This is a genomic window from Streptodolium elevatio, from assembly GCF_053592165.1.
Genome location: NZ_JBSFVE010000010.1, coordinates 154,923 through 172,294 on the forward strand (window position 1 = coordinate 154,923; position 17,372 = coordinate 172,294).

Genomic DNA, 17,372 nt, shown 5'->3' on the forward strand with positions numbered 1-17,372 from the left:
CACAAGTGACGACGAACCAGCTCACCAAGCCCGAGCCGACGGACACCGCGCCCGGCGCGCCGCTGCTCGAGGTCGACGACCTCCACGTCGAGTTCCGCACGCGCGACGGCGTGGCCAAGGCGATCAACGGCGTCTCGTACTCGGTCGCGGCCGGCGAGACGCTGGCCGTGCTCGGCGAGTCGGGCTCCGGCAAGTCGGTGACCGCCCAGACGATCATGGGCATCCTCGACATGCCGCCCGGTGTGATCACCGGCGGCGAGATCCGCTTCCACGGCCGCGACATGCTCAAGATGAACAAGGAGGAGCGCCGGCGGATCCGCGGCCAGAAGATCGCGATGATCTTCCAGGACGCGCTGTCCGCGCTCAACCCGGTCTACTCGGTGGGCTTCCAGCTCGCCGAGATGTACCGCGTGCACAAGGGCATGTCCCGCAAGGACGCCAAGGCCAAGGCCATCGAGCTGATGGACCTGGTGAAGATCCCGGCGGCCAAGGAGCGGGTGAACGACTACCCGCACCAGTTCTCCGGCGGCATGCGGCAGCGCATCATGATCGCGATGGCGATGGCCCTCGACCCCGAGCTGATCATCGCGGACGAGCCGACCACCGCACTCGACGTGACGGTGCAGGCCCAGGTCATGGACCTGCTCGCGGAACTCCAGCGCGAACGGCACATGGGCCTCATCCTGATCACCCACGACCTCGGCGTGGTCGCCGACGTCGCGGACAAGATCGCGGTGATGTACGCGGGCCGCATCGTCGAGGAGGCGGCGGTCCACGAGCTGTACGCCAACCCGGCGCACCCGTACACCGAAGGCCTGCTCGCGTCGATCCCGCGCCTCGACCTCAAGGGCCAGGACCTGTACGCGATCAAGGGCCTGCCGCCGAACCTCATGCGCATTCCGCCCGGCTGCGCGTTCAACCCGCGCTGCCCGTACGCGGAGGACATCTGCCGCACGGACGTGCCGCCGCTGATCGAGGCGGCCCCCGGCCGGCACAGCGCCTGTCACTTCGCGCAGCGTGTGCTCGACAACAACGGAGGCTCGTGATGGCACCCAGCGGTGAGCCCATCCTCCAGGTGAAGGACCTGGTGAAGCACTTCCCGCTGACCCAGGGCATCGTTTTCCAGAAGCAGGTCGGCGCGGTCAAGGCGGTCGACGGCGTCTCGTTCGACCTGCTGCACGGCGAGACGCTGGGCCTGGTCGGCGAGTCGGGCTGCGGCAAGTCGACGGTCGCCAAGCTCCTGATGAACCTGGAGAAGGCGTCGTCGGGGCAGGTCCTCTACAAGGGCGAGGACATCTCCAAGGTGTCCGGCAAGGCGCTCAGGGCCGTGCGGCGCAACATCCAGATGGTGTTCCAGGACCCGTACACCTCGCTGAACCCGCGCATGACGGTCGCGGACATCATCGGCGAGCCGTACGCGATCCACCCCGAGGCGGCGCCCAAGGGCGGCAACAACGCGGTCAAGAAGCGCGTCCAGGAACTCCTGGAGCTGGTCGGCCTCAACCCGGAGCACATCAACCGGTACCCGCACCAGTTCTCCGGCGGTCAGCGGCAGCGCATCGGCATCGCCCGCGGGCTGGCGTTGAACCCGGAGATCATCATCTGCGACGAGCCCGTGTCGGCACTCGACGTGTCGGTGCAGGCCCAGGTGATCAACCTGATGGAGAAGCTGCAGAACGAGTTCAACCTCTCCTACATCTTCATCGCGCACGACCTGTCGATCGTGCGGCACATCTCCGACCGCGTCGCGGTGATGTACCTGGGCAAGATCGTGGAGATCGGCGCCGAGACCGAGATCTACGACCACCCGACCCACCCGTACACCCAGGCACTGCTGTCGGCGGTGCCGGTGCCGGACCCGTCGGGCCGCGACAACCGCGAGCGGATCATCCTGACCGGTGACGTGCCGTCGCCGGCGAATCCGCCCTCGGGTTGCCGGTTCCGCACCCGGTGCTGGAAGGCGCAGGACATCTGCGCGAAGGAAGAGCCGTTGCTCCAGATCCGCACGGGGCTCCAGGGGGCCGCGGTGCACCCGAGCGCGTGCCACTTCGCGGAGGAGAAGGACGTCGTCCACGCGCACTGACGCACACTCAACTGCCGGGCCGGGCCACGTGGGACGTGGCCCGGCCCACAGTCTTTGCGGCGGTGTGCACGTATTCTGACCGGTGGCCGGAAATGTTCGGTCGTGGGTCGTTCGGCTTGGGGAGTTCCACGCGTGCGCAGCAAGACCGTGTCCATATGGGTGGCCGGGACCGCGGCCCTGGCGATCGCCGCGACCGGGTGCACGGGAAGTGAGGGCGGCGCGGCGTCGGCGGCCAAGGACGCGGCGCAGAGCCCGCAGGGGGCGCCGGCCCCGTCGACGCCGCCCCGGCCGTACGACTGCCTCCCGGCAGCCGCCGCGGCCGCCGCGCCCGGGACCCCGGTCGATCCCGCGGCGGTGTACAGCGCGTCTTCGACCGAGCCGCAGGATCTGCTGCCCGGCAACACCGGGTTCGACCGGAACACGAACCACGCGGTGGGCATGCTCTTCCGGGGCCTGGTCGACTACGACCCGGCGAGCGGAAAGCCGGTGTCGGCGATGATGGCGTCCTGTACGACCACCGACGCACGCAGCTACACCATTGCCGTCAAGCCCGGCTGGACCTTCCACAACGGCGAGAAGGTCACCGCGAAGTCGTACGCGGATGCCTGGACCTGGGCACTCGATCCGGCCAACAAGGCGGCCGGCGAGGAGGTTCTCGCCGAGGTCGACACGGTCAAGGCCGCCGACGAGGCCACGCTGCTGGTCACGCTCGACGAGGCCGACTCGTCGTTCCCCGCGCAACTGGGCCTCGCGGCGTACTCGCCGCTGCCCTCGGTCTTCTTCCAGGACCCCGGCCGCTTCGCCCGCGAGCCGGTCGGCAACGGCCCGTTCCGGATCGACCCGGATGCGGGCTGGCGGCAGGGGGTGTCGCTCACGCTGCGGCGCTACGACGCGTACGCGGGTCCCGACAAGGCCCAGGCGGCAGGCGTACGGCTGGAATTCGGCAGCGACGCCGCGCGCCGCGGCCCGCTCGACGTGATCAGCCTGCTGCCCGCAGTCGAGCCCGGACGCACCGTGTCGGCACCCGGCGGAACCGTGGTGCACCAGGTGATGTCCACTGCCGAGGTGCTGTACTTCCCGATGGCCGACCCGGCGTGGTCGGCGCCCGGCGCGGCGAAGGTGCGGCAGGGCCTGTCCCTCGCGATCGACCGCGAGGCCATCGTGCGCGCGATGTACCCGGGTGGTGCGTGGCAGCCCGCAACGGACTGGCTGGCCGCGGGAGTTCCCGGCGGCGACAACGCCTGCGGGGAGCTGTGCGCGTACGACCCCGAGCGGGCGCGGCAGTTGGTCGCCGAGGGCGGCGGCGTCCCCGGCGGCTCCGTGACCCTGTCCTACGCCCAGGACGGCGGCCGCGGCAGAGTGTTCAAGGCGATCTGCGACAGCATCAACACCGCGCTGGGATCCGCCGTTTGCGTGCCCGCGCCGGTGGCGGGCCTCGGTGAGCTGCGGAGCAAGGTCGACGCGCGGCAGATGACCGGGATGTTCCGGGGCGGCTGGACCGCCGACTACCCGAGCCCGCGGAACTTCCTGGACCCGATGTTCCGCGGCGACTCCGAGGCCAACGACTCCGGCTACCGGAACCAGTTGTTCGACGAGTCGGTGGCGCAGGCCCGCAAGGCCGCCGACCCCGCCAAGGCCGCGCAGTTCTGGTCGGACGCACAGGCGCAACTCGCCATCGACATGCCCGCGCTGCCGCTGTGGTCGTACGGCAAGGCGCTCGCAAGCGGCCCGAACATCGCCAACCTGGCGGCAGATCACTTCGGGACCCCGGTATGGACGCGTATCGGCGTCAAGGCGCCCGTGGCGCCGCGTAGCTGACGCGAAGGCCGGGCGACGCCGAGTCGCCCGGCCTTCCGTTTCCGTGCCGAGCCTCGGCGGCTCGCGGGACGGCCGGATCAGCCGCCCAGCGAGCGCCGGAGGAAGTCGACCTGGAGCAACAGCAGGTTCTCCGCGACCTGTTCCTGCGGGGTCATGTGGGTGACGCCGGAGAGCGGGAGGACCTCGTGCGGGCGGCCGGCGGAGAGGAGGGCCGAGGACAGGCGGAGGGTGTGGGCCGCCACGACGTTGTCGTCGGCCAAGCCGTGGATGATCATCAGGGGGCGGGCCTCGTCGGCCACCGGTCCCAGATCGCCGCCCTCCACCAGGGAGTTCACCGCGTAGACGGTCTGCTCCTCGTCGGGGTGGCCGAGGTACCGCTCGGTGTAGTGGGTGTCGTACAGCCGCCAGTCGGTGACCGGCGCGCCGGAGACGCCGGCGTGGAACACGTCGGGGCGGCGCAGCACCGCGAGGGCCGCCAGGTAACCGCCGTACGACCAGCCGCGGATCGCCACCCGGTCCAGGTCGAGGTACGGGCGGTCCACGGCCAGCGACTGGAGCGCCGCCACCTGGTCGTCGAGCGTCGCGCCGGCGAAGTCGCCGACGATCGCCTTCTCCCACTCGGGCGAGTAGTGCGGCGTGCCGCGGCCGTCCGCGACGATCACCGCGAAGCCCTGGTCGGCGAACCACTGCGAGGTCAGGTGCGGGTTGCGCGCGGCGACCACGCGCTGCCCGTGCGGACCGCCGTACGGGTCCATCAGCACCGGCAGCTTCCCGCCCGAGGTGGCGTCGAAGCCGCTCGGCAGCAGGATCGCGCAGGGGATGCGGGTCGGGCCCGCGGTGGTCAGCTCGACCTCGGCGGTGAGCACCGGGGTCTCCGGGTAGGAGGCGATCTCGCCGATCGGGGACCCGTCCTGAAGGACCGTCACCTTCGGGCCGGAGCGGTCGAGCGACGACGAGACCAGGACCGTCGTCGCGCCCGAGCGGACCGCGCCGTGCACGCCCGGAGTCGTGGTGACGCGCTCGGCGCCGCCGGGGCCGACCCGGTAGACGTGGATCTGGCCGGTCTCGGAGTCGGCGGCCTCGTACCCCGCCGAGGCGGTGACGAGGATGTCCGCGGCGCTGCTGTCGACCACCGAACGGATGTGCAGCGTCGCGTCGGTGAGCACGCGCGCGTCGGCGACCAGGCGGCGGGCGCCGTCCGCGTCCTCGACGCGCAGCAGTTCCCCGTTCGGGGTCCAGGCCGGGGCGCCGGGGACGATGTCGATCCACACCGGGTCCACCTGCGTGTGGAGTTCCGTCGTCGCGCCCGTGGCGGGATCGGCCGACAGCACCCGCTGCGTGCGCTGGTCGCGCGACTGCACGACCAGCAGCGGCGGCCCCGAGGCGGTCCACGCCACATTGGCGAGGTACGGGAACTCCTTGCGGTCCCAGGCAACTTCGGTGCGTTCCCCGGACTCGGCCCGCAGCGCGAACAGCGTGACGTCGGCGTTGGGGGTGCCCGCGGCCGGGTATGCGACCTCCTGCGGCGCCGACGCCGGGTTGGCCGGGTCGGCGATCCACCAGCGGTCGACGGGGGAGTTGTCGACGCGTGCCGCCAGCAGCGTGGTCCCGTCCGGCGACCACCAGTATCCCCGGTTGCGCTGCATCTCCTCGGCCGCGATGAACTCGGCCGCGCCGTAGGTGACTTCGGCGTTCTCGGGGGTCGCGAGCGCGCGGTCGTCCGAGCCGTCGACGGCGGCGACGCGCAGTTCGCCGCCCGCAAGGTAGGCGACGTGGCGGCCGGTGGGCGACGGGCGGGGGTCGATGACCGGTGCGGGCGTGTCGAGTTCGACGACCGTGCCGGCCGCGAGGTCGGCCACGAACAACCGCCCGGACAGGGTGAAGGCGGCGACGGTCCCGGCGCTGTCGACGGCGTAGCCGACGATGCCCGCGGAGCCCTCGCGGCTGCGTTCGCGACGGGCGCGCTCCTCCGCGGACAGGTGCTCCTCGGCGCCGCCGAGCAGGACCGCCGGGTCGGCGACGATGCGCTCGCCGGACCCGGGGGAGTACGCCCACAGGCACGTCGCGCGGTCCTCGCCGGACCGCGAGCGCAGGAACAGGACAGTGGCACCCGTACCGCCGCCTCCGGTGATGGTGAAGGCGCGCGGGACCCCGAGCGTGAAGCGCTGGGTGCGGGCGTATTGCCGGGGAAAGGTGATCTCCGAGCTCATGCGCCCAACCCTACGGGCGAGGCGCCCCGGGAACACGGGTTCGGGCCGTACGGCGGCGGACGGGCTATCCGGGTGATTTCGAGCCGTGCGCGTTGCGTTACGCACCGTATCTGGGCTTGATTCGTTGGTAGCGGGTTTTTGTCCGTCAATCATTCCGGGAGGTGCGTGACCATGGCGGTCTCGGTCTCCGTCGTGATGCTTCTGGGCGTCGCGGTCGTCTTTCTGCTCCGCAAGGCCGGGCTCCGCCCGGTGCACGCCGTCGTGTGTGTGCTGCTCGGCTTCTACCTCGCGGGGACCTCGCTGGCCCCGTCCATCCACGATGCGGGTGCCAGCTTCGCGGGCATCGTCAACGGCATCCATTTCTAGTTCCGTCACCGGCTGACCCTGCCCTCCCGGCCGTCCCCTGCCGGGTCCGGTGGTGCTCGGTGGTCCACGGCGGTGTCCGAGTGCGGGACCGTACTGTGGCGGCATGTCCACAGACGATCATCGGACCGGTCCCGCCAACCGCTGGCTGGAGGTCACCGGCGGCACCCGCGGTCCGGCGTACGCCGCCCGCTTCCGCGAGTTGGCCGCACAGGGCCGTGACCTGCACGGCGAGGCCCGCTTCTGCGACGCCTTGGTCCCGCGCGGCGCGCGGGTGCTCGACGCGGGCTGCGGCACCGGCCGCATCGCCGTCGAACTCGCCCGGCTCGGCCACAAGACGGTCGGTGTCGACATCGACGCCTCGATGCTCGGCGAGGCCCGGGCCGCGGCGCCCGGTCTGGCCTGGGTGCTCGGCGACCTCGCGACGCTCGATCCACAGGCTGTGGACGGGCCGGACGCCTTCGACCTCGCCGTCGCGGCCGGGAACGTCATGGTCTACCTGACCCCGGGCACCGAGGCCCGCGCGGTCGCGACGCTGGCGTCCTGCGTACGCCCGGGCGGCGGCCTCGTCGTCGCCGGCTTCGCGCTCGACGGCGGCGACGGCGGCACGCGCGTCGAGGTGTCCGCCTACGACGCGGCGTGCGCGGCGGCCGGGCTCGAACCCGTCGACCGCTTCGCCGGATGGGACCGCGAGCCCTGGGACCCGGCGGGCGGGTACGGCGTGTTCGTGCACCGCCGCCCCTGAGCGCCGGCCCCTGATCGCCCCCGGTCCCATCGCCCCCGGTCCCGTCGGTGCGGGCGTCGGTGTGCGTCGGAGGCGCCACGTACGCTGGCGTTCATGACCGATGCGCCCGCGACCCCGCCCGCGACCCCGCTCAGCCTTCTCCTCGTGCACGCCCATCCGGACGACGAGGTGATCAACAACGGTGCGAGCATGGCCCGCTATGCCGCGGAAGGTGTGCACGTCACGCTCGTGACCTGCACGCTCGGCGAGGAGGGCGAGATCCTCGTGCCCGAACTCGCGCACCTGGCCGCGGACCGCGAGGACGGGCTCGGCGCGCACCGCATGACCGAGATGCTCGACTCCATGAAGGCCCTCGGCGTCGACGACCAGCGCTACCTGGGCGGGCCGGGCCGCTACCGCGACTCCGGCATGATGGGCACGCCGCCGAACGAGCGGCCCGACTCCTTCTGGCAAGCCGACGTCGACGAGGCGGCGAGCCACCTCGTGCCGATCGTGCGCGAGGTCCGGCCGCAGGTGCTGGTGACGTACGACGAGATCGGCGGCTACGGCCACCCCGACCACATCCAGGCGCACCGCGTCGCGATGCGCGCCGCCGAGTTGGCCGCCGACCCGGCGTACGGCACCGGCGAGGCATGGGCGGTCGACAAGATCTACTGGAACGCGATGCCCCGCTCGGTGCTCAAGGAGGGCTTCGAGCGGATGAAGGCGGAGGGCAAGGAACTCCCGTTCGAGTTCGTCGACATCGACGAGTTGCCGTTCGTGGTCGACGACGCACTCGTCACCACCGCGGTTTCGGCGGCGGACTTCTTCGACGCCAAGGTCGAGGCGCTGCGCGCCTATCCGACGCAGGTGTCCACCGACGACGCGTTCTTTGCGCTGTCCAACAACGTGGGCCAGTCGATCATGTCGGTCGAGCACTACCGGCTGGTCAAGGGCGAACGCGGGCCGGTCGGGCCGGGCGGTATGGAGGACGACCTGTTCGCCGGGCTGCGCGGGTGACCTCCGCGGCGTGCGGCGGCCGGGTTACAGTGCATCGGTGATTTCCAAGGTCGGCCGGATCGCGGCGTACGTCCTCCTGTTCGCACTCGGCAGCGCGGCGGGTGTGCTCGGTGCGTTCGCCCAGGCGGCCTACGCGCCGGGCGGGCTGATCGTCGCCCTGGCCGGTGCGGGGGGCCTGTTCGTCGCCGGCGGACTGCTGATGGACACCAAGGCGGGCGCGGCCGTACCCGCGGCCGCGTGGCTCGTCACCGTCTTCTACATCGCGGCGGCGCCGCGACCCGAGGGCGACTGGGTGTTCACCGGGGGCTTCACGTCCTATCTCTATCTGTTCGGCGGTTCCATCGTCGGTGCGATGATCGCCATGCAACCGTGGGGCGGCGCAAGCCGCCAGCTACTTCTTTCGGGTGAACGGCTGCCCGGAGGCGGCAAGTAAGGCACCAGGCCGCCGCATGCTCGTTGTGCGGGGCCGTGGGGCGAGGCTGCGGAGTCGGACACGTCCCGGCCGCCCGGAGTGCGAACGTAACTTCCGGCGCGCCGCATTCGTTGCTCCGCCTGTAGCGGCCAAGTTCTCGAGTCCATTGGCCCCACGTGTGCCGTCAAGGTACGCGGTTCCGTCCCGGTACGGCGCGCCGCATACGATCATCATTCGGTCGGTCGCGGGAGCCGTCAGACGCAACCGGTCGTCGGTGGCCGCCTCCCGGGGCGGTCGAAGATCGCAACGGAGAGTTCGTTCGTCGTGAGCAACGACCATCCCACCACGCCCTCAGGCGTGCCCGGCGAGGAGCCGCACCCCTTCTTCGGACGACCGCCCGAGCGGACCGAGCCTCCGCCGCGTTCGCTTCCCCCCGAGGGGGCGCCCGTCCCTCCGCTGCCCTTCCCGTCGCCCGCCGGGCCGTCGTCCGGGGGTTCGCCCGCGTACGGCGAGGACCGGCTGCCGCCGCGCGACCCGGCCGCGTTCGACGCGTGGTTCGACGACGAGCCGGTGCGCCCGGCGGCGTCCGGCGGGGAGACCCCGCCGCACCCGCGATCCCCGTCGTACCCGGCTCCGGAAGCGCCGACGTACCCGGCCGGCCCGTCCTACTCGGACAGCCCGTCGTATCCGGACGCGCCGGGTTACCCGGAGACCCCGTCGCACTCCGCGGGCTACGCCGGGCCCGGCACCGACTCCGGTACCGCGGGCCACCCCGGTGCTCCGGGGGCACCCGGTGGTTCCGGAACACCCGGGGGCCCGGGAGCATCCGGTGCCCCCGGCGTGGAGGACACCGACGGGGACCACGGGGACCGCAGCGCTTCCGGGCTGCCCACCCGTGCCGGGCGCCGCAGCCTGATCGGAGCGTTCGGCCCGCCTGCCGATCTGCGGACGCCGACGACCTCCGAAGGGTTCACCCAGGACGCGTCCGGAGCCGAGGTCGGCGACCAGACGATGACCACGCGCGTCAGCATCAAGATCCCCGGCTCGCGGCCCATCCCTCCGGTCGTACTGCGCGGGCAGGCGCCCGTCGGCAGGCCCGAGGACGGCTACCCGGAGTTCGACGAACGCGGCTGGGACGACGTCGACGACCACGAGTTCGGCGTCGACCCCGCGGCCGATCCGCAGGCCGCCCCGCGCGCCAACCGCCAGGAGGCCGGCCGTCGCGCGCCGGTGCCCCCCGCCGTCGCCGCGAAGCGCAAGCGCCGCCGCCTCGCGATTGTGTCGATCGCGGCGGTGTTCGCACTGCTCGGCGGCATCTACGGGGGGTCCCTCGCGTACGCGGGCGGCGGTGTCCCGCGCGGTACCTCGGTGCTCGGCATCGACATCGGCGGCCAGTCGAAGTCGGAGGCGGTGCGCACCCTGGAGACGCACCTCGGCAACCGCGCCTCCGGCCCCTTCGCGGTCAAGGTCGGCGACAAGGAGCTGGCCCTCGACCCGCCCAACGCCGGTCTGATCTTCGACACCCGCGGCACGGTCGACCGCGCCGCCGAGCGCACCCTGAACCCGCTCAAGTCGGTGCCCGCGATGTTCGGCGGCGGCCGCGAGGTCAAGCCGCGCACGATCGAGGACCCGGCCAAGCTGGGCGCCGCGCTGGAGCAACTGGTCGCGGAGGCGGGCGAGGAGCCGCGCGAAGGCGGTGTGTCGTTCGCGGGCGGCAAGGCGGCGGCGATCGCGCCGCAGGCGGTGCAGGTGCTGGACACGCAGGCGGCGGTGGCGCTCGTACGCGACGCCTACCTGTCGGGCAAGGGCGGCGAGAAGGGCAACCCCGTCGTCCTGCCCACCAAGCTGTCCACGCCGAAGGTGACCCAGGCCGAAGTGGACCGGGCGATGCGCGAGTTCGCGGTGCCGGCGATGTCCGGCCCGGTGACGCTGACGGCCGGCAAGGTCAAGCTCCAGCTCGACCCGCAGACGCTGGCGAAGTACCTCACGATGGAGCCGGACGCCAACGGCCGGCTCAACCCGAAGATCAACACGGCCGGCCTCCAGGACGCGCTCGGCAACACCTTCTCGGCGGTCGGCCAGAAGCCGGTCGACGCGACGTTCAAGGTGGAGAACGGCAAGGTCGCGGTCGTGCCCTCCAAGCCCGGGCAGGGGGTGTCCGGCGAGACCGCCGCGCAGGCGCTGCTGGGCGTGCTCACCAAGCCGACGGGCCGCACCGCGCCGGTGACGCTCGGGCCGGTCGAACCAGCGTTCACCACCGCGAAGGCGGAGGCGCTGGGGATCAAGGAGGTGGTCTCGACGTACACCACGGAATACCCGTACGCCGCCTACCGCCTGACCAACATCCACCGTGCCGCGGACCTCATCGACGGCAGCGTCGTGATGCCCAATGATAAGTGGTCGCTCAACGACACGGTCGGCGAGCGGACCGCGGAGAACGGCTTCGCCAAGGGCACCATCATCAACAACGGCCGCTTCCAGACGGACTTCGGCGGCGGCGTCTCGCAGGTCGCGACGACGATGTTCAACGCGGTGTTCTTCGGCGGCCTGAAGGACATCATGCACCGGCCGCATAGCTTCTGGATCGACCGCTACCCGGCCGGCCGCGAGGCGACCGTCGCCTGGAAGTCGCTCGACCTGGAGTGGCAGAACGACTCCGGCAAGCCGATCTACATCGACACCTCGTACACCGACTCGACGGTCACCGTGACCCTGCTGGGCACCAAGAAGTACGACCAGGTGAAGTCGGTCAGCTCGGCCAAGTACGACCTGGTGGCGCCGAAGACCGTGCACGACACCAGCGCGGGCTGTGTCGCGCAGGCACCGTCGCAGGGCTTCAAGATCGACGTGACGCGGGTGTTCATCCAGGGCGGCAAGGAGGTGCGCCGGGAGCAGTTCCACACCAAGTACGACCCGGCGGACAACATCATCTGCGGCCCGGCGGCCCCGCCCGCGGGCGGGGCCCCGCCATCGGGGGCGACACCCCCGGCAGGTGGCGGGACGAGCGACTAGCGCGCCCCGACCCGCCTGGAGTACCGATCGACATCGGCCGGCTTCCCGTCAAGGGAGCCGGCCGATGTCCTGTGCGAGATCGAGGCCGAGCGTGCGGTCGAGGTGGATCAGCGACTCGAAGCGCGCGCCGGGCGGTACGTCCGGGTCGGCGCGGAGCGCGTCGGTGAGCGCGAGCGCGCGGGCGGTGTCGAGGTCGTCGTCGACGGCGGCGTGGACTTCCGCCACCGGCGCGGCGGCCAGGGCCGCCGACGGGGATTCGGCGAAGCGGGCCACGTCCGCACGCAGGAGTGCGAGGCGTACCGCGGCCTCCGCGATCACGTCGGCACCCGGCGGCGCGTCGGACGGGCCGGCGAGCAGCGCGAGGCGCAGCGCGAGCGGGTCGGCGGCGGACCAGGCCTCCGCCTCGGGGGTGCCCGCGGCGGCATCGGCGGGGACCGTACGCAAAATCCGCGGGCCGTCGGCGGCCTGCTCCTCGGACGCGCCCGCCGACGCGCCCGCCGGCCGGTCCCCGGACCGCTGGTGGCCGTCGGGCGTGATGTGCACGTCCACGCGCGCGTCGGGCCCGTCGCCGTTCGGCGGATGGATGTTGAACCGCAGCGGATCCGGCAGTTCGGGGTGGTCGCAGGCGTGCCGGAAGACCGCGACGAGGAGATGGTGGCGTTCGCCCGCGCGTCGCACCAGGTCGGCGGCGAGTGCGGCGCGCAGGGACGCCGGGCAGTAGGCCACCCGCAGCCGCCTGGTGCCGGGTGGGGCGGCGGGCTGCGGGCGGCCGGTCGGGGTATCGGTCAGGTGCAGCATGAGCGCACCGTACCCGTGCGCTCCGGTGGGAACGCGTCCGCGGCACTGCTTGTCAGGGTCAACGCACGCCGGGGCCTTCGGGTTGCGGCCGGACGGCGGTGAACCGCAGGCGGGCGTAGTCGGCGAACCACCGGCCGTCGGCGTCGGCCAGGCGGTCGCGCAGCAGTGCGTCCGTGCGGGCCAGGAGCGCCGGGCGGCTCTCCTCGGGGAACGGCGCGAGCACCGACGCGCCGAACATGCGCCACCAGTCCGCGGCGGTGTCGCCCGGGCTGAGCGGTGTCGGCCGCGCGAACCAGTGGGCCGTGTGGACCTCGAAGCCGGCCGCCTCCAGGCGCGTCGCGTACTCGGCGGTGGACGGGAAGTACCAGGGCAGTTCGACCGGTACGCCCGGTGCCACCTCGGCCGCGGCGGCCCGCAGCCCGTCGATCAGCGCCGCGACGTTGCGGTGCGCGCCGAACTCGGCGACGAACCGGCCGCCGGGCCGCAGTGCCGCGTACACGCGGGCGATGACGTCGTCGGGCCGCGTCATCCAGTGCAGTGCGGCGTTGGAGAACACCGCGTCGAACGGCTCGTCGACCCGGAAGGTGTGGGCGTCGGCGACCGCGAACGTCGGTGCGCCGTCGCCCTGGCCGTGCTTCGCGAGGGCCGTGCGGATCATCTCCGCGTCGCCGTCGACGCCGTGCACGCGGGCACCGCTCGCGGCGATCTCGACTGCCAGGTCCCCTGTGCCGCAGCCCAGGTCGAGCACCCGCTCGCCGGCGCTCGGTGCCAGGAGGTCCACGACTCCGCGCCCGTATGCCGAGACGTAGGCGAAGTTGTTGTCATACTGCGTCGCGTTCCAGGTCATGCCTTGCAGCATAAGGGTCGTGTTCAGGGGTTGAGACTCGTTTCTTGAATAGTGAGACGACTTGGCGGGGTGTGACGAAGAACCGGACAGAGGCGGCGCGGTGTTGCGGCCGGTGCGGCGAATCGACCGAGTAGAGTCCATGCGCCACCGGCGGCGGCTCGCCGAGCGACGTTCGCCGGGCCGGGGCTCCGGGACCAACCCCTCGGATTTGTGCCGCACTTCGGAGGCAGGGCCATGGTGCTGCGCCGCGCGAATGCGCCGGGAAGACGCCCGGCTCCGACGTCGCGTGCGCTCGCGGCGCTTCGCGGACGCGTACGTTGGGCCGTCACCGCGGTCGTCCTCGCCGCACTTCCGGCCGTGTTCGTGGTCGCGTTCGGAGACGACGGGAAGCACACCAAGCTCACTGCCGAGTATGTGCGGACCGGCACTTGGCAGACCGGCTTCAGTGCGCAGTACGTCGTCCGCAACACCGGCGACGGCACCACGCACGGCTGGACGCTGCGCTTCCGCCTCGCACCCGGCAGCGAGGTCTCGACGCTCTGGAACGGCCGCATGGACCACGACGGGGCGCGCTACACCGTGCGCGCCCGCGACTGGAACCACGATCTGAGACCCGGCGAAACCGCCGTGATCGGATTCGAGGTCCGGCACGTCGACCCGGCCGCGCCGGCGCAGCAACAGCCCGTCGAATGCAGCATCAACGGCCGTTCCTGCGTGGTGGGGGACACCCGCGGAGTGGCTGCCGAGGGGAACACCGACGAGATGCGCGCGGCGCCGAGAGACGAGGCGCCCGCCGGGCCGCGCACGCCTGCGCCCCGAGCCGCAACCCCCACGACTGCGCCCCCGACGCGGACCGCCACGGCACCCGGCGCGTCGCCGTCGGGCGGCGCGACCGGCACAGGCGCCGCACCGACCGTGGCCGGCCCCCCGCAGGGCGCCGCCGCCGGGACGCAGCCCCGTACCCCCGTCCGCCCCTACATCGACCTGGCCGCCCCCGCCCCGCTCGACCTCGACAAGGCCATAAGCAGCACCGGAGTCGGGGACTGGACGCTGGCGTCCGTCGTCGACGCGGGCGGCTGCGAGCCGAGTTGGGGAGGCGGGGCACGCCTCGACGACCCGGCGATATTGCAGCGGTTCGGCGAACTGCGGACGCTCGACGCCGTCGCGGCCGTGTCCTTCGGCGGCAGCGCGTCGTCCGATCTGGCCGCGACGTGCGAGTCCCCGGAAGCGCTGGCCGTGGCGTACCGCAAGGTCGTGGACCTCTACGACGTCGAGCGCATCGACATCGACGTCGAAGGACGCTCGCTCGGGCGGCCGGACATCGTCGAGCGCCGCAACGAGGCGCTGAAGCTGCTGCGCGGACAGCTGGAGGCGGCCGGCGGCAGACTGGAACTCACCTACACGCTCCCGGCGCTGCCGACCACCGGCCTCGGCGCGGAAGCGGTCGCGCTGCTGGCCGACGCCGCCGCACGGGGCCTGCACGTCGACACGGTCAACGTCCTGGCGATGGACTACGGGCAGGCCAACGTCAAGGAGCCCACCGGCCAGATGGGCCGGTACGCGATCGACACCGCACGCCTGGTCCACGGCCAACTGCGCGGCGTCTGGCCCACCCTGACGTCGGATCAGGCATGGCGCCTGATCTCGGTGACGGTGACGATCGGCGTCGACGACGCGCCGGGCGAGGTCTTCACCCTCGATGACGCCCACCTGCTCGCGGACTTCGCGGCACAGCAGCACCTGGGCCGACTGTCGTGGTGGGCCGCGGGGCGCGACCGGGCGTGTCCCGACAACGCGGCGACGGCGGCGGATCCGCTGTGCAGCGGTGTGCCGCAGGCCCCCTACGCGTTCCTGGGCGCGTTCCTGGGCCGTGTGGGGGTCAACTGACCTCCGCTCAATTGACCGGTGATCGGCTCAATTGAGCCGAGCGCGCGCCTCGCTCGCCTCCCGGCGTACGGTCGCCGCCAGTTCGCGGTCGATCGCCCCCACCAGGTCGGCGAAGTCGTCCAACTCCGCGGCACCGCCGAGGAAATCGCCGGTCTGCACGAGCAGCGAACCGCGCTCGCGCCGCAGCGCGGCGGGGTGCCGCGGCAGCAGCAGCGACAGTTCGACCGCCCACAACCGCGTCCACGCCCGCTCCGGAGCCTGCGCGGGGTTCTGCGCCCACGCGCGGATGTTGTTGAGGATCCGCAGCAGCACCGCGATCGGCTGCGCCGGGGCCAGCAGGTGCGGGTCGTTCGGCGAACCGCCCGCGCCGGCGGCGATCTTGCGCGCGTCGTCGACGGTCAGCAGGCGGCCGCCGTGGAAGGGGTCGGCGAGCACGAAGTCGCCGTCGGGGTCGCCGATGCCGACGACGAAGTGGCCCGGCAGCGCGATGCCGTGGACCGGCAGGCCGACGCGCCGCCCCACCTCCGTCCACACCACCGACAGCAGGATCGGCAGGCCTCGGCGGCGGCGCAGCACCTCGTGCAGCAGCGACGAGCGCAGATCGGCGTAGTCCGCCTGGGCGCCGCCGAACCCCGCCCGGGCGCCCAAGACGAGCGCGAGGACCGCGGCCGCCCGGGTGGGCTCGGTGTCCTCCGCCGGCACCGTCAGCTTCGCCGCGACGGCCGTCGCGAGCCGGTCGAGCTCGGCGAGCCCGGGGCCCGGGTCGAGCGACGGGTCGACCTCGGCACCCATCAGCAGGCACGCCTCGGCCAGGTCGACCGGGTCGTCGCGTACCACCTCGGCGAATCGCGCCCGACGGGCGAGCGCGTCATTCGGGTCCTTCACCCTCACGGCTCCCTGCGGTAGTGGTAGCGGTGGTGTTCGGTGAATCCCAGGTCCTCGTACAGGCGCAGCGCGGGCCCGTTGCCGGCCTCCACGCCGAGCAGCCCGGTGGTCGCCCCGGCCCGCAGCGCGTGGTCGGTGAGCGCGGCCATCACGGCCCGCGCCAGACCGCGCCGACGGTACGCCGGATCGGTCTCTATGGCGGTGAAGCTCGCGACGCGCAGTCCCGCGCCTCCTGGACCTCTCGTGCCCCCGAGGTCGACACTCACGCGGCCGATCGCGATCGGGACGTCGGAGATCCGGGAGGCGTCGGCGGCTCGGGGACCGGGGTGCGTTTCGGGACCGGGGTCCGTTTCGGGACCGGGTCCGAGATCCGCCGCGTGGACGGCCGCGAAGGCGTGCCGCACGGTCCCCGTTCCCGGGCCGCCCGACGTGGGGCCCGCCGCCGATTCGCCGCCCGCGGTCCCGGCCACCACCGCCCACGCGGCCTCCGCCGCCGGGCCCGAGGCCGCGGCCCGGTTGTAGCGGGCCATCCAGGCGGCGTCCGGTACGTCGGAAACGTGCACGGCGACGTCCCCGGCCGCGGACGGCCCGGCCGCGGACCGCCCGGCGGCGGCGGGCGTCGCGCGGTCGCGCACGGCGGCGAGCCGAGCGGTGCGCACGATCGTCGGCGCCTCGGCCGGCCAGCCCTCCGCGGCCAGGAGCAGATCGGTGTCGGAGCCGACGACGGTCTGGAAGTACACCGGGAGGCCGCGCTCGGCGTACCAGGCCCGCACCCGCGCCACCGCCTCGGCGGCGGGCACGCCGGGGCCGCCCAGCGCCAGCACCGAGTTCGCCCGGCGCGTGAAGCCGGACGCGGCGCGCAGCCGCCACCGCCCGAGCTCCGCGTACTCGACGGCGGGCCACGCCCGGTCGGACGCCGCGGCCAGCACCTCGGGGGACAGCGCCGCCGGACCGCGCACCGGAACGGGCGGCACGACCTTGGCCGCGGTGACCGTGCGCTCGGCCACTCGGGCGATGCTGCCGTCCTTGCGGGTGATGGTGAGCACTCCCCCGTCCCACGCGACCAACTCGCCCACGACGTCGCCGAACTCGTCCGGTGCACCCTCGGGGTTGAGTCTGCGGCGAACCGACACGCGGCGGCCCACGTCTTCGGGTGTGATCCGGTTCACCTGTCCAGCACTCCGATCCTTGCTGACCTGAGACTGTGATCTCTGCTGATATGGGCCCGCTAGGAGATAGCCCGGGACCACCGCGATACTAGAGGCGGGCATCGACGTTGCCGCGCTCCCGCGCACCCGTAACGACCTAAGGCG

14 protein-coding genes are annotated in these 17,372 nt (G+C 72.7%); 9 read left to right on the forward strand and 5 right to left on the reverse strand.

Annotation, left to right across the window (positions count from 1 at the left end; genetic code table 11):
• Positions 1–5: 5 nt before the first annotated feature.
• The 3 genes from ACWD12_RS19935 to ACWD12_RS19945 all read left to right on the forward strand — a co-directional run bounded on the left by ACWD12_RS19935 (position 6) and on the right by ACWD12_RS19945 (position 3,901).
• Positions 6–1,046, forward strand: coding sequence for an ABC transporter ATP-binding protein (locus ACWD12_RS19935; RefSeq protein ID WP_358360353.1), 1,041 nt, complete (start codon positions 6–8; stop codon positions 1,044–1,046).
• Positions 1,046–2,083 carry an ABC transporter ATP-binding protein gene (locus ACWD12_RS19940; protein ID WP_450100609.1) on the forward strand — a complete coding sequence of 346 codons (1,038 nt, stop codon included), beginning with the start codon at positions 1,046–1,048 and terminating at the stop codon, positions 2,081–2,083. The genes ACWD12_RS19935 and ACWD12_RS19940 overlap by 1 nt, the downstream gene beginning before the upstream one ends.
• Positions 2,084–2,215: 132 nt before the next feature.
• Positions 2,216–3,901 (forward strand): ABC transporter substrate-binding protein, encoded by a 1,686-nt coding sequence (locus ACWD12_RS19945; RefSeq protein ID WP_450100610.1) that lies wholly within the window; start codon positions 2,216–2,218, stop codon positions 3,899–3,901.
• 77 nt (positions 3,902–3,978) lie between these two features.
• Here ACWD12_RS19945 and ACWD12_RS19950 read toward each other — a convergent pair whose 3' ends face one another.
• A complete protein-coding gene (locus tag ACWD12_RS19950; protein WP_450100611.1) occupies positions 3,979–6,111 on the reverse strand; it encodes a prolyl oligopeptidase family serine peptidase in 2,133 nt (710 codons plus the stop codon).
• 171 nt (positions 6,112–6,282) lie between these two features.
• Between ACWD12_RS19950 and ACWD12_RS19955 the strand changes: the two genes are divergently transcribed.
• The 5 genes from ACWD12_RS19955 to ACWD12_RS19975 all read left to right on the forward strand — a co-directional run bounded on the left by ACWD12_RS19955 (position 6,283) and on the right by ACWD12_RS19975 (position 11,642).
• Positions 6,283–6,477, forward strand: coding sequence for a DUF2304 domain-containing protein (locus ACWD12_RS19955; RefSeq protein ID WP_358360363.1), 195 nt, complete (start codon positions 6,283–6,285; stop codon positions 6,475–6,477).
• A gap of 103 nt (positions 6,478–6,580) precedes the next feature.
• The gene (locus tag ACWD12_RS19960) at positions 6,581–7,219 is read left to right on the forward strand and encodes a class I SAM-dependent methyltransferase (protein ID WP_450100612.1); all 639 of its coding nucleotides are present in this window, start codon (positions 6,581–6,583) and stop codon (positions 7,217–7,219) included.
• A 93-nt stretch (positions 7,220–7,312) separates the two neighbouring features.
• Positions 7,313–8,218 carry an N-acetyl-1-D-myo-inositol-2-amino-2-deoxy-alpha-D-glucopyranoside deacetylase gene (mshB, locus tag ACWD12_RS19965; RefSeq protein ID WP_450100613.1) on the forward strand — a complete coding sequence of 302 codons (906 nt, stop codon included), beginning with the start codon at positions 7,313–7,315 and terminating at the stop codon, positions 8,216–8,218.
• Between the two features lie 37 nt (positions 8,219–8,255).
• Positions 8,256–8,651: a DUF6113 family protein gene (locus tag ACWD12_RS19970; RefSeq protein ID WP_358360370.1), complete on the forward strand. Its 396-nt coding sequence runs from the start codon at positions 8,256–8,258 to the stop codon at positions 8,649–8,651.
• A gap of 303 nt (positions 8,652–8,954) precedes the next feature.
• Entirely contained in the window at positions 8,955–11,642 is a 2,688-nt protein-coding gene (locus ACWD12_RS19975) for a VanW family protein (RefSeq protein ID WP_450100614.1), read from the forward strand.
• Between the two features lie 48 nt (positions 11,643–11,690).
• On the opposite strand, the gene ACWD12_RS19980 is transcribed toward ACWD12_RS19975, so the two are convergent.
• Complete coding sequence (locus tag ACWD12_RS19980; protein ID WP_450100615.1) at positions 11,691–12,440, reverse strand: hypothetical protein; 750 nt, start codon at positions 12,438–12,440, stop codon at positions 11,691–11,693.
• 58 nt (positions 12,441–12,498) lie between these two features.
• Positions 12,499–13,287: a class I SAM-dependent methyltransferase gene (locus ACWD12_RS19985; RefSeq protein WP_450100616.1), complete on the reverse strand. Its 789-nt coding sequence runs from the start codon at positions 13,285–13,287 to the stop codon at positions 12,499–12,501.
• Positions 13,288–13,521: 234 nt separating this feature from the next.
• Here ACWD12_RS19985 and ACWD12_RS19990 point away from each other — a divergent pair, with 234 nt between their 5' ends.
• A complete protein-coding gene (locus tag ACWD12_RS19990; RefSeq protein WP_450100617.1) occupies positions 13,522–15,174 on the forward strand; it encodes a cellulose binding domain-containing protein in 1,653 nt (550 codons plus the stop codon).
• A gap of 27 nt (positions 15,175–15,201) precedes the next feature.
• Here the strand turns inward: ACWD12_RS19990 and ACWD12_RS19995 are convergent, their stop codons facing one another.
• Both ACWD12_RS19995 and ACWD12_RS20000 read right to left on the reverse strand, forming a co-directional pair.
• Complete coding sequence (locus ACWD12_RS19995; RefSeq protein ID WP_450100618.1) at positions 15,202–16,059, reverse strand: SirB1 family protein; 858 nt, start codon at positions 16,057–16,059, stop codon at positions 15,202–15,204.
• 2 nt (positions 16,060–16,061) lie between these two features.
• Complete coding sequence (locus tag ACWD12_RS20000; protein ID WP_450100619.1) at positions 16,062–17,228, reverse strand: GNAT family N-acetyltransferase; 1,167 nt, start codon at positions 17,226–17,228, stop codon at positions 16,062–16,064.
• Positions 17,229–17,372: the final 144 nt, after the last annotated feature.

Excerpts from the sequence above, each read along its gene's own strand:
- mshB (WP_450100613.1), top strand. The coding sequence starts at position 7,313 with ATGACCGATGCGCCCGCGACCCCGCCCGCGACCCCGCTCAGCCTTCTC.
- ACWD12_RS19955 (WP_358360363.1), top strand. The coding sequence starts at position 6,283 with ATGGCGGTCTCGGTCTCCGTCGTGATGCTTCTGGGCGTCGCGGTCGTC.
- ACWD12_RS19985 (WP_450100616.1), bottom strand. The coding sequence starts at position 13,287 with ATGACCTGGAACGCGACGCAGTATGACAACAACTTCGCCTACGTCTCG.
- ACWD12_RS19940 (WP_450100609.1), top strand. The coding sequence starts at position 1,046 with ATGGCACCCAGCGGTGAGCCCATCCTCCAGGTGAAGGACCTGGTGAAG.
- ACWD12_RS19990 (WP_450100617.1), top strand. The coding sequence starts at position 13,522 with ATGGTGCTGCGCCGCGCGAATGCGCCGGGAAGACGCCCGGCTCCGACG.
- ACWD12_RS19960 (WP_450100612.1), top strand. The coding sequence starts at position 6,581 with ATGTCCACAGACGATCATCGGACCGGTCCCGCCAACCGCTGGCTGGAG.
- ACWD12_RS19980 (WP_450100615.1), bottom strand. The coding sequence starts at position 12,440 with ATGCTGCACCTGACCGATACCCCGACCGGCCGCCCGCAGCCCGCCGCC.
- ACWD12_RS19950 (WP_450100611.1), bottom strand. The coding sequence starts at position 6,111 with ATGAGCTCGGAGATCACCTTTCCCCGGCAATACGCCCGCACCCAGCGC.